Genomic DNA, 12,288 nt, shown 5'->3' with positions numbered 1-12,288 from the left:
CCCACCCACGCACCACCCGTGGAGGCCAACCGTCAGCGTTGAGCCCTCCCGTGGGTGGCCGCCCACCGTCGGCGTCTGCAGACCGTGCGGGGGGCGCGCCCCTTAAGGGGCGCGGGGAACTGCGCGAGCAGCCAAGTGCGGCCCGCACCGGACTCACCGGACGGTGATGAAAGAGTCAACCGGGCGAGCCCCCCGAGGCGCCGCCTCGCCCGCCGGGCGGCCGATGGCCACCGCGCCCATGGGATCCCACTCCCCGGGCAGCCCCAGAACATCCCGCACCACGTCCCGGCAGAACATCGTGGAGGACACCCACGCCGACCCCAGCCGCTCCCCGGCCAGCGCGACCAGAAAGTTCTGCACGGCGGCCCCGGCGGAGACCACGAACATCTCCCGTTCGGCCGTGCCGCGCCGCGCGTCCGGGTAGTCGTGCGAGCCGTCCATCACCAGGCAGGGCACCGCCAAGTACGGCGCCCTGCGCAGGACTTCGCCGCGGCGCACCCGCCGGGCCACGCTCTCCTCGGAGCGGCCGTCCGCGCGCAGATCCGCGATCCACGCATCCCGCATCGCGTCCAGCAGCCGCGTCCGCGACTCCTGGGACTCCAGCAGTACAAACCGCCAGGGCGTGGTGTGGTGCGGTGCGGGCGCCGTCAGTGCCGCCGCCACCGCCCGCCGTACCGCCCCCGGGTCCACCGGGTCGTCCGTGAACTCCCGTACCGTACGCCGGATCGCGACGGCCTCCCGGACCGCCTCCGAAGTGCCCAGCCGGAACATGTCGTCCAGGGCCGGGCGTACCAACTCCCGTGCCCCGCCCGCCTCTTGGGCCACCACATGCGGCAGCCCGCGCACCACCGCCACCGGCAGCCCGCCCGACTTGCCCTTCACCAGGTCGCCCGCGGCGGCCAGTTCATCGGCGGTGGCCACCACCGTGGCCACCAGCGGATTCCCCTGGGCGTCCACCTCTCCGCGCAGATCGTCCAGCACCCGCACCCCCGCCGCGCCGATCGCCATATCGGTGAGCCCGGCCCGCCAGGGGCGCCCGGAGGTGTCGGTGATCAGGACCCCGACGTCCACCCCCAGCGTCTCCTTGAGGCCTGCCCGCAGCGCGCGGGCCGAGGCGTCCGGGTCCTCGGGCAGCAACAGCACCGTCCCGGCGGCGGTGTTGGAGGCGTCCACCCCGGCCGCGGCCATCACCAGCCCCAGCCGGTTCTCCACAATGCGCAGGGTGCCGCGCCGGGCCACCAGGCGGACCGTTTCCGCGTCGATGGCGGCCTCCCGGTCGTCGGCCCGTACCAGCCGGCCCTCCGCCTTGCTGACGATCTTCGAGGTGACCACCACCACATCGCCGTCCGCCAGTCCGGGCAGCCCCTCGGCGGTGGCCGCACCGGCGATGAGCTTGGTGAGGTCGTCGCCCGGCCGCACCTCGGGGATGCCGGGCAGCGCCCATACCCGGTAGGCGGGGACCGTGGTCATGCGCGTACCTCCTCGGCCAGGGTGAGCGCCTCGGCGGCCATCGCGGCGGTGGCCTCGGTGTCGGTCATCATCAGCGGCACCGCCCGGCAGCGGATGCCCGCCGCCGCCACCTCGGCCACCGCCCCGGCGTCCACCGTGTCCACCAGCCAGCCGTCGAGCAGGTCCGGTCCATAGTGCCGGGCCACCGCCGCCGCGGTGGACTCGACACCGACCGCCGCGAGCACCTTGTCCGCCATGCCCCGTACGGGCGCGTCCCCGACGATCGGGGACAGCCCCACCACCGGCGCCGCGGCGTCCGCCACCGCCTCCCGGATGCCGGGCACGCCCAGGATGGTGCCCACGCTGACCACGGGGTTGGACGGCGGGAAGAGGATCACATCCGCGGCGGCGATGGCCTCCAGCACCCCGGGCGCAGGCTTGGCCTGCTCGGCGCCGACCGGCACGATGGCCCGGGCCGGCACCGAGGCGCGCAGCCGCACCCAGTACTCCTGGAAGTGCACCGCCTTGCGGGTGCCGTCCGGGGCGTCGATCAGCACATGGGTCTCGACCCGGTCGTCGGACATCGGCAGCAGCCGCACCCCCGGCTCCCAGCGCCGGCACAGCGCCTCGGTGACGGCGCTGAGCGGATAGCCCGCGGCGATCATCTGGGTACGGACGATATGGGTGGCGAAGTCGCGGTCCCCGAGCCCGAACCACTCCGGCCCCACCCCGTACGCCGCCAGCTCCTCCTTGACGGCGAAGCTCTCATCGGCCCGGCCCCATCCCTGTTCCTCGTGGATGCCCCCGCCGAGCGTGTACATCACCGTGTCCAGGTCCGGACAGACCTTCAGCCCGAAGAGGTGGATGTCATCGCCGGTGTTGCCGATGACGGTGATGTCCGCGTCGGGGACTGCTGACTTGAGGCCACGAAGGAAGCGGGCGCCCCCGATCCCGCCGGCCAGAACCACAATGCGCATGCCATGCAGTCTGTCAGCCCGTAGGGCTGTCGTTGAGGGGTGGTGGCCGGGTGACGGGTGGGACTGTCAGCCCGTAGGGCTGTCGTTGAGGGGTGGTGGCCGGGTGACGGGTGGGGGTGTCAGCAGGGGTACGGGGCCTGAAGCCCGGTCCTAGCCGGTGACGGCCACGGGGTGGGCGCACTGCGGCCGGTGCAGCGGCATCTCGGTCAGGCCCGGGAAGTAGATGTGCAGGCTGACCGCCGGCTCCAGGGAGTCATTGAGCACCTCATGGGCGTACCCGGGCGCGAACACCCGCTGCGCGCCCGGCGCCAGCCGCCGCCGCACCGCGCGCCCGCCCTCCAGGTGCAGTTCGGTGAGCGCACCGTCGAGGACGGTGAGCACTCCGGAGGAGGGGCCGTGGTCATGCGGCCCGCTGCCCTGTCCGGGCACCCAGCTGAGCAGCCAGACCTCATAACCGGGCCCGGTGCGCAGCCGGTGGTACCAGCGGCTGACGGCGTCATAGCGGACCAGGTGCGCCCAGCTCGCCCGGTCGGCGGCGATGGCCCGGGCCAGCCCGGCGAACTCGGCGACGGTGGCGGGATGGGCGGCGGGCGGCGGCATCAGGTGGGGGATGGCGAGCGGGTCGCCGGCGATCTGGACGTCGCTGTTCATGGACGGATTCCTCGGCGGGGAGCGAAAGCGAAGAGAAAGAGAGAAGGAAGGTGCGCCTACGCCTCACCCGGGGCACTCGGGCCCGGGGCCGGGAGGCGGAGTCGTCAGCCGGAGCTCGTCGGCATCAACAGCTGGAACAGCGACAGCGAGCCTGGACAGCACAACGCGACCCGTAGGCACGGGTCAGGCAGAGGTGCGAGGTCGCTGGCATGGAGACAAGGAGAACCGGGCCGGGCGTGTCATGTCAACCGGATGTCCGTTTTGCTGGAATCTTTCACCTCATCCGGTGGGCGGCCCGGCCGGAGGGTTTCGCTCCGTACTCAGGGGGCAGCCGCCGACCGACGATACGCCGGGTGCTGCAACTGGATGGGGGGTCCACAACGTCCTGCTCTTCACCCGGGGTAACTGGGACGCCTGTGGCGGGCGGGAGAAGTGTCCATTCTTGTGGTGATTTGGCAACTTTCTGCTCGCCCTTGGTTCCGCAGAGTGAATAAGGGGCTCAATAGCAGATCTCGGCTTGACTGGCCCGGATCGGCGCACTTGTAATTTCACTCGTGTCTTTCTGCCGTACCTGTTCACGGCAGCATCACAGGGACGCAATGACAGACGAGGGGCGCACATGACCGAGCTGTTTCAGCAACTGCTGGTCGAGGAGGCGGACGAGGAGCTCGGCTGGCAGGAGCGCGCGTTGTGCGCCCAGACCGATCCCGAGTCCTTCTTCCCGGAAAAGGGCGGATCCACCAGAGAGGCGAAGAAGGTCTGCCTTGCCTGTGAAGTCCGTTCCGAATGCCTTGAGTACGCCCTCGCCAACGACGAACGCTTCGGTATCTGGGGCGGTTTGTCCGAGCGCGAGCGCCGTCGGCTGAAGAAGGCCGCGGTCTGACCGCACGACCAGGGGACGGGCCCTCCCGTCCAGCCCATCCGGCACAGCACCAGCACCCGTATCCACCGGTCCGCCTCCCGCGCCCCGCACTCTGGGAGGCGGACCGTTGTGTTGGCAGCCACTAGTCTGGGGTGCCGTCCGAGACACGCCCCCGGGTGTGTACCGCAGTCCAGCACCGCCAGCCCGCCGGGGCGTTTGTCTCCGGCGGCTGCTCCCGGCCGGAGGGCCCGTACGCCGATGTCCGTGCACAGCAATATGACGCACAGCAATACGACGGCCCGCTATCCGGCCACCGACTCCCTCGACGCCACCGCCCCCGCCTTTCCCCGGCATGTGGTCACCGCCGTACTGGTCGCCCATGACGGCGCCCGCTGGCTGCCCGACGCGCTCGCCGGACTGCTCGGCCAGGACCGGCCCGTTCAGCGCGTGGTCGCCGCCGACACCGGCAGCACCGATGACTCCGCCCGGCTGCTCGCCGAGGCGCTGGGCGACGAACGGGTGCTGCACCTGGCCCGCCGGGCCGGCTTCGGCACCGCCGTGGAGGAAGCGGTACGCGCCGTCCCCGAGCCCACCGAGGACGAACTGCCCTATCTGCGGGCCCCCAGTGGCTGGGACCCCGTCAGCCGCACCTGGACCGAGGACTCCTACGACTATGAGCAGCGCGACACCGAGCCGGTCCAGTGGCTCTGGCTGCTGCACGACGACTGCGCCCCCGAACCCGGCGCCCTCCATGAACTGCTGAGGGTGGCCGAGGCGGAGATCGCCGCCGGCCGGCCCGCCGCCGTCATCGGCCCCAAGCTGCGCAGCTGGTACGACCGCAGACAGCTGCTGGAGGTCGGCGTCTCCATCGCCCGCGGCGGCCGCCGCTGGACCGGCCTGGACCGCCGCGAACAGGACCAGGGCCAGCACGACCAGGTACGTGCCGTACTGGCGGTGTCCACCGCCGGGATGCTCATCCGCCGCGACGTCTACCGGCAACTGGGCGGCTTCGACGGCCGGCTGCCGCTGATGCGTGACGATGTGGACCTCTGCTGGCGGGCGCACTCCGCCGGCCACCGGGTGCTGGTGGCGCCCGACGCCGTGCTCCGGCACGCCGAGGCCGCCTCCCGGGAACGCCGCCCGGTGGACTGCGCCGGGCGCCGCAAGGTCTCCCCGCACCGGGTGGACAAGGCCGGCGCGGTGCACACCCTGCTGGCCAACTCCCGTGGCCGGGCGCTGCCTTATGTGCTGCTGCGGATCGTGCTGGGCACCCTGCTGCGCACCCTGGGCTATCTGGTCGGCAAGGCACCCGGCCAGGCGCTGGACGAGATCACCGGTCTGGTCTCGGTGCTGCTGCGCCCCGGCCGGGTCCGCGCCGCCCGCAAACGGCGCGGCCAAAGCGCCGTCACCCCGGGGGAGTTGCGGCCGCTCTTCCCGCCGCCGGGCGCCACCCTACGGGTCACCGTGGAACAACTGGCCGCCGGATTCGGCGGCCGGCCCGACGCCGAGTCCTCCTCGGCCGGCCGGCATGGCGCGGTGGAGTCCGGGCCCGGCGGCGACGACGCCGACTTCCTGGAGATCGAACAGTTCGCCAGAATCCGGCGCATCGCCCGCAAGCCCGCGCCCATGCTCTTCCTTCTGCTGCTGCTGGTCTCCGCCATCGCCTGCCGCGGCCTGTACGGCGGCGGCGCGCTCTCCGGCGGCGCCCTGCTGCCGGTGCCCGAGCACCTGGGCGAGCTCTGGGGCCGCTACGCCGACGGCTGGCACCCGGTGGGCACCGGCTCCACCGGCGGAGCGCCGCCCTATCTGGGACTGCTGGCCGCCCTGTCCGCCCTGCTCCTGGGCTCCACCGGCCTCACTCTGACCCTGCTGCTGGTCTGCTCGGTGCCGCTGGCCGGGCTGAGCGCCTACTTCGCCTCCCGGCCGCTGGTCGAATCCCGGCTGCTGCGCGCCTGGGGCGCCGTCACCTACGCCTTCCTGCCCGCCGTCACCGGCGCCCTGGCCACCGGCCGGCTGGGCACCGCGGTGCTCGCCGTGCTGCTGCCGCTGATGGCCCGTACCGCGGTGGCCGCCGGCGGGCTGCGCCACCCGGACGGCCGCCGCTCCTGGCGCGCCTGCTGGGCGTACGCCCTGCTGCTCACCGTCACCACCGCCTTCACCCCGGTCGTCTGGCCGCTCGCCCTGCTGCTGGGGCTGGGCACCCTGGTGCTCCAGCTGGTGCGCGGCGGAACGGGCCGGTTGGCCGCGCACGGCGCGGGGCTGCTGGTGGTGACCGGCACTCCGCTGCTGCTGCTGGCGCCCTGGTCGCTGGGGCTGCTGACGCATCCCGGCCGCTTCCTCACCGAGGCCGGGGCCGCCTATGGCCAGGGCACCTCCGCCCCGCTCGGGCTGCTCACCGCCGACCCCGGCGGCCCCAAGGGCTTCGGTGCTGTCCTGCTGCTCGGCCTGGTGCTGGCCGCGCTGGCCGCCCTGCTGCGCGCCGACCGGCCGCTGGCGGTACGCACCGCCTGGGCGGCGGCGCTGGCCGGACTGCTCTGTGCGGTGCTGCTCAACCATGACCACTGGGCGGGCGCCGCCACCCTGGTCTACGGCCTGGCCCTGATCGCCGCCACGCTGGTGGGCGCCGAGGGGTCCCGGGAGCGGGTGGCCGCGCTCAGCTTCGGCTGGCGGCAGCCGGTCGCCGGGCTGATCGCGGTGACCGCCGTGGCCGCCCCGCTGGTGGCCGCGGCGGGCTGGGCGGCGCAGGGGGCGGGCGGCCCCTTGCAGCGCCGTGACCCCGCGCAGGTCCCCGCCTTTGTCGCCGAGGAGGCCAACACCCGGAACCAGGCACGCACCCTGGTGCTGGACGGGGACGCGGCCCATGTCCGCTACGCCCTGGTGCGCGGCTCCGGGGCGCGGATGGGCGACGCCGAGACCTCGGACGGCCTGCGCGACCATGGGCTGGACTCCACCGTGGCCGGTCTGGTGGCGGGCTCCGGCGGCGACCAGGCGGCCCGGCTGGGCGGCTACGCGGTCGGCTATGTCCTGGTCCGGGACAGCGCGGACAAGGCGCTCGGCCAGGCCCTGGACGCCACCCCGGGCCTGACCCGGCTCAGCCAGGAGAGTCACAGCTCGCTATGGCGGGTGGACCGCAAGGCCGCCCGTGTGACGATCGTCAGCGACAAGGCAGACCCGGTGCCGGTGGCGGCCGGGCCCGTCAACGCCCGTACCACCATCCCGGACGGGCCCCAGGGGCGGGTGCTGCGGCTGGCCGACCGGGCCGCCCCCGGCTGGCAGGCCAGCCTCAATGGGCACGCCCTCAAGCGCACCACCGTGGACGGCTGGGCGCAGGGCTTCCAACTGCCCGCGGGCGGCGGCAAGTTGTCGCTGAGCTACCAGGACTCCGCGGCCCACACCGCCTGGCTGTGGGCCCAGGGCCTGCTTGCCCTGGTCCTGGTGGTGCTGGCGCTGCCGGGCCGGCGCCGCGAGGTGGACGACGACCTGCCCGAGCCCGAGCCGGCGGCCGCGGTGCCCGCCCAGCCGGTGACCGGGGAGGGCCGCCGGGCCCGCCGGCTGCGCGCCGCGGCCCAGCAGCCCGCCGAACCTGGCGTGTCCGCGGCATCTCCGACGGACCCGGAGCCCGGCCCCTACGGGGACCCCCAGGCGCAGCAGCCGTCGGCCGACCCCTATGAGCAGCCCTCGGCGGACCCTTATGCGGCTCCGGCCGATCCCTATGCCGCGCCGGCCGATCCCTATGCCGCCCCGGCCGACCCTTATGCCGCTCTGCCCCACCAGCAGGCGTACCCCGCGGACGGCGGCTGGACGGACCCGGCCGCCCAGGCGTACCCCGGCTATCAGCCGTACCAGGAGGCCCCGTACGGGTACGGCACCGGCTATCCGCAGCAGGCCGCGTACCCCCAGGACCCCTACGGCACCGCCGCCTACCCGGAGCCGGTGGTCCATGACCCCTACGGCTACGGTCAGCAGCAGCCCCAGGACCCCGGCTACGGGGACGGCCGGACGCACCGCGACGGACGCGACGGAAGCGAGCAGCAGTGAAGCGCACCACCCTCTCCCTGTTCGCGGCCGCCGCGGCACTGGCCGCGGTCACCGGTGCGGCCACCCTCAACGCCCCCGCCGGCAAGGGCGGCCACACACCCCATACCGCACCCCGGCGGCTGCCGGTGCAGCAGTCCGCCCTGCTGTGCCCGGCCCCCGCCGCCTCCGATGTGGCGGACACCGTCTACACCTCCTTCACCCCCGCCGGGCAGGGCACCGGGAAGGGCACCGCCGCCCTGGTCCCGGCGGCAAGCGCCAAGCAGACGGCCCCCGGCGGCAAGCCGGTGCTGGCCCCACAGCAGCCCGGCCGCGTCTACACCACCGAGACCGACAGCTCCGACGCCCCCGCCCTGCTCGGCACCGCCGACGGCCGGCTGGCCCCCGGCTGGACCGTGCAGCAGACCACCGTGATCAGCGCGGGCATCGGACGCGGCCTGCACGGCCTGAGCTGCTCGTCACCCGGCACCTCCTTCTGGTTCCCGGGCGCGGGCATCGCCAAGGGGCGCCAGGACTATGTCCATCTGACCAACCCGGACACCGCCCCGGCCGTGGTCGATCTGGCGCTCTACGGCAAGGACGGCCAGGTCAAGGCCCCGTCCGGGGAGGGCATCACGGTGCCGCCGCGCTCCACCGTGCCGGTGCTGCTCTCGGCGCTCGCCGACGGCCCCGCCGACGGGCTGACCGTGCATGCCATGGCCCGCTCCGGGCGGGTGGCCGCCGCGCTGCAGACCGCCGACGAGAAGACCGGCGGCGACTGGCTGCCGCCGGTGGCCGACCCCGGCCGGCAGCTGGTGCTGCCCGGCATCCCGGCGGACGCCACCTCGGTCCGGCTGGTGCTCTTCGCGCCCGGCTCCCAGGACTCCGACGTCAAGCTGCGGCTGGCCGGGACCAATGGCTCCTTCACCCCCGCCGGGCATGAGTCGCTGCACATCAAGAGCGGGATGACGACCATCGCCGAGCTGGGCGGCATCACCAGGGGCGAGGCCGGTTCCCTGCTGCTGACCGCGGACGAGGACAGCGGGCCGGTGGTGGCCGCGCTGCGGGTGACCCGGGGCAAGGAGGACAAACAGGAGACCGCCTATATCCCGGCCACCGCGCCGGTGGAGATCCGCGGCACGGTGGCGGACAACCGCCCCAAGGGCACCACCCTCGCGCTGACCGCCCCCGCCGAGGCGGTGCAGGTGAAGGTCACCGCGACCGGCGAGAGCGGCTCGGCGGCCCGTAGCTACACCGTCAAGGCCGGTACCACGCTGGCGGTGGAGCCGCCCCAGCCGGCCGGCGGCAAGGGGGCTTACGCGCTGACCGTGGAGAAGGTCTCCGGCGGACCGCTGTACGCCTCGCGGATGCTGGCGCTGCCCAAGGACGGCATCCCGATGTTCACCATCCAGCCGGTGCCGGACGACCGTTCCACGGTGGCGGTCCCGGCCGCGAGCCCCGACCTGTCGGTGCTGGGCCACTGACCCCCGCCACCGGCCCGGGCCCGCCACCGGTCCGTACCCTTCCGGCGGTGTGGAACTTCCGGCGGCGCGTCAGTCCTGGCCGTAGCGCGGATCCACCGATTCCGGGGCCAGGCCCAGGAGTTCGGCCACCTGCTCCACCACGACCTCGTGCACCAGCAGGGCGCGCTCGTCCCGGTTCTTGGAACGGATCTCCACCGGCCGCCGGTAGATCACGATCCGGTCCGGGCGGTCGCCGTGCGCGGCCAGGTAGCGGCCCAGCGGGACCGAGTCCCCGTCCAGGAAGGAGCCCAGGTCGGGGCCGTTCTCCTCGCCCGGCTCCGGCACCTCGCGGACCAGGAACTCCACCCCCGCCAGCTGTGGCCAGCGCCGCTCCAGGCGCTCGGCGGAGTCCCGCACCAGATCGGTGAACGCCTCCGCCCTGCTGAGCGCGAGCGGCACCTGGGGCGGCGCGACCGGCCCGCGCATACCGCGGCCATGGCGGTCGCGGCGACGCGGTCGCGGCTCGGTGGGACCGGGGCTTTTCCCGGCACCGGCCGGGGGAGGTACGGGGCTGTCCATCACTTCCGAGAGTATCCGCCACCCGGCGGTGTGCACGCGGTAGCCGCGCATCTCATCGGATGTCGCCCAATGAGCGTTCTGGTGGTCCTTGCGATCGGTTAAGGCCACCTCCCGGATCGGGGCGCGGATGCCGAATGCCACTATGGGTACTGACTGATGACGGTCCAGCACCGCCGCCGACCCCCGCCCAGCGGCCCTCCTCGCAGGTCAACCGGGCGGCCCGGGGGCGGCGTCCACCGGACGAACCAGTACGACACGGAGGGGTGAGCCAGGGGTGAGTCGTCGCGGCCCGCTCAAGAGTGCGGTACCGTCCCACCTCGTGAGCCCTGTACGTCGCTGTTCGCGCACCGCGTGCGGCCGCCCGGCCGTCGCGACACTGACGTACGTCTACGCCGACTCGACCGCCGTCCTCGGCCCGCTCGCCACCTACGCCGAACCCCACTGCTACGACCTGTGCGCCGAGCACTCGGAGCGGCTGACCGCCCCACGCGGCTGGGATGTGGTGCGGCTGGCCATGGAGTCCGGCCCCGCCCGCCCCAGCGGTGACGACCTGGAAGCGCTGGCCAACGCGGTCCGTGAGGCGGCCCGTCCGCCGGAGCGCGCCACCGGCTCCGGCCCGGCCGCCGCCCCCTCGGCCGCCCCTTCGGCCGGCGCCGCCCGGAGCCCCATGGAGGTCGCCCGCCGAGGCCACCTCAGAGTGCTGCGCTCACCGGACTCCTGACTCCCCGTGGGCTGACCGCCTGACTCACCGTGGGTTTGCCCGCCGTCCGCCGTCACTTCCGATCCCCTTCGGATCCCGGATGCCCGTCCGGCGTCCGGAATGTCGCCCCCGCCAGGTAGGTTGGTCCCCCTGTACCGGCTCCAGGAGGGGTTGACCGTGGCTGATCTGTCGCAGCTTGTGAAGGCGTACGACGTACGTGGTGTGGTCCCCGACCAGTGGGACGAGGCGCTGGCCGAGCTGTTCGGCGCCGCCTTCGTCCAGGTGACCGACGCCGCCGCCATTGTCATCGGCCATGACATGCGCCCCTCCTCGCCCGGCCTGTCCCGGGCCTTCGCCCGCGGCGCCGCGGCCCGCGGGGCGGATGTCACCGAGATCGGCCTCTGCTCCACCGACCAGCTGTACTTCGCCAGCGGCCACCTGGGCCTGCCCGGTGCCATGTTCACCGCCAGCCACAACCCGGCTCAGTACAACGGCATCAAGATGTGCCGGGCCGGCGCCGCCCCGGTCGGCCAGGACACCGGCCTGGCCGAGATCCGCGCCCTGGTCGAGCAGTGGTCGGAGAGCGGCGCCCCCGAGCCGGCCGCCGCCCCCGGCACCGTCACCCAGCGGGACGTCCTCGCCGAGTACGCCGCCTATCTGCGCGAACTGGTGGACCTCGGCGGCATCCGCCGGCTGAAGGTGGCGGTGGACGCGGGCAACGGCATGGGCGGGCACACCGTCCCCACCGTCTTCGAGGGCCTGCCCATCGACCTGGTCCCGCTCTACTTCGAGCTGGACGGCACCTTCCCCAACCACGAGGCCAACCCGCTGGACCCCAAGAACCTGGTCGATCTGCAGGCCAAGGTCCGGGAGACCCGCGCCGACCTCGGCCTGGCCTTCGACGGCGACGCCGACCGCTGCTTCGTGGTGGACGAGAACGGCGCCCCCGTCTCCCCGTCCGCCATCACCGCCCTGGTCGCCGCCCGCGAACTGGCCAAGCACCCCGGCGGCACCGTCATCCACAACCTGATCACCTCCTGGTCGGTGCCCGAGGTGGTCCGGGAGCAGGGCGGCACCCCGGTGCGCACCCGGGTCGGCCACTCCTTCATCAAGGAGGAGATGGCCCGTACCGGCGCCATCTTCGGCGGCGAGCACTCCGCCCACTACTACTTCCGTGACTTCTGGAACGCCGACACCGGCATGCTGGCCGCCCTCCATGTGCTGGCCGCGCTGGGCGGGCAGGCCGGGCCGCTGTCCGAGCTGGTCAGGCAGTACGACCGCTATGCCGCCTCCGGCGAGATCAACAGCACCGTCGCCGACCAGGCCGGCCGGCTGGCCGCCGTCAAGGCCGCCTACCAGGACCGCGAGGGAGTCCGGCTGGACGAACTGGACGGCCTCACCGTCTCCACCGCCGACTGGTGGTTCAACCTGCGCCCCTCCAACACCGAGCCGCTGCTGCGGCTGAATGTGGAGGCCCGCGAGGAGGCCACCATGCGGCGGGTGCGCGACGAGGCCCTGGCCCTCGTCCGCGCCTGACGCGCCCGGCCGCTCGCCCCTCAGCCCCCGGGCCGCCGGGTACGCTGACCGCGCAAG

The 12,288-nt window shown here is 73.7% G+C and carries 9 protein-coding genes; 5 read left to right on the top strand and 4 right to left on the bottom strand.

The features are described 5' to 3' along the window. Positions 1–153 precede the first annotated feature (153 nt). From CV755_RS19100 to CV755_RS19090, 3 genes are all read right to left on the bottom strand, one after another. Positions 154–1,470, bottom strand: a complete 1,317-nt coding sequence (locus CV755_RS19100; RefSeq protein ID WP_109281410.1) for a coenzyme F420-0:L-glutamate ligase — start codon at positions 1,468–1,470, stop codon at positions 154–156. Then, on the bottom strand, positions 1,467–2,426 hold the full coding sequence (cofD, locus tag CV755_RS19095; RefSeq protein ID WP_109281409.1) for a 2-phospho-L-lactate transferase: 960 nt from the start codon (positions 2,424–2,426) through the stop codon (positions 1,467–1,469). Before cofD ends, CV755_RS19100 begins: the two co-directional genes overlap by 4 nt. A 150-nt stretch (positions 2,427–2,576) precedes the next feature. Further along, a complete protein-coding gene (locus CV755_RS19090; protein WP_109281408.1) occupies positions 2,577–3,077 on the bottom strand; it encodes a cysteine dioxygenase in 501 nt (166 codons plus the stop codon). 619 nt (positions 3,078–3,696) lie between these two features. Here CV755_RS19090 and CV755_RS19085 point away from each other — a divergent pair. From CV755_RS19085 to CV755_RS19075, 3 genes are all read left to right on the top strand, one after another. Further along, a complete protein-coding gene (locus tag CV755_RS19085) occupies positions 3,697–3,960 on the top strand; it encodes a WhiB family transcriptional regulator (protein ID WP_004952403.1) in 264 nt (87 codons plus the stop codon). A 237-nt stretch (positions 3,961–4,197) separates the two neighbouring features. Further along, positions 4,198–7,977, top strand: coding sequence for a glycosyltransferase family 2 protein (locus CV755_RS19080; protein WP_109281407.1), 3,780 nt, complete (start codon positions 4,198–4,200; stop codon positions 7,975–7,977). Next, positions 7,974–9,437 carry a DUF5719 family protein gene (locus tag CV755_RS19075; protein WP_109281406.1) on the top strand — a complete coding sequence of 488 codons (1,464 nt, stop codon included), beginning with the start codon at positions 7,974–7,976 and terminating at the stop codon, positions 9,435–9,437. The genes CV755_RS19080 and CV755_RS19075 overlap by 4 nt, the downstream gene beginning before the upstream one ends. A gap of 69 nt (positions 9,438–9,506) precedes the next feature. On the opposite strand, the gene CV755_RS19070 is transcribed toward CV755_RS19075, so the two are convergent. Next, entirely contained in the window at positions 9,507–9,995 is a 489-nt protein-coding gene (locus CV755_RS19070) for a metallopeptidase family protein (RefSeq protein ID WP_109281971.1), read from the bottom strand. 274 nt (positions 9,996–10,269) lie between these two features. On the opposite strand from CV755_RS19070, the gene CV755_RS19065 reads away from it, so the two are divergent. After that, positions 10,270–10,716: a DUF3499 domain-containing protein gene (locus CV755_RS19065; protein WP_109281405.1), complete on the top strand. Its 447-nt coding sequence runs from the start codon at positions 10,270–10,272 to the stop codon at positions 10,714–10,716. 156 nt (positions 10,717–10,872) lie between these two features. After that, positions 10,873–12,231, top strand: coding sequence for a phosphomannomutase/phosphoglucomutase (locus CV755_RS19060; protein WP_193553427.1), 1,359 nt, complete (start codon positions 10,873–10,875; stop codon positions 12,229–12,231). The last annotated feature ends 57 nt before the right edge of the window (positions 12,232–12,288 follow it).

This window comes from Streptomyces orinoci, assembly GCF_003121295.1.
Taxonomy (GTDB): domain Bacteria; phylum Actinomycetota; class Actinomycetes; order Streptomycetales; family Streptomycetaceae; genus Streptomyces; species Streptomyces orinoci.
This window is presented reverse-complemented; position numbering and strand designations above follow the sequence as displayed.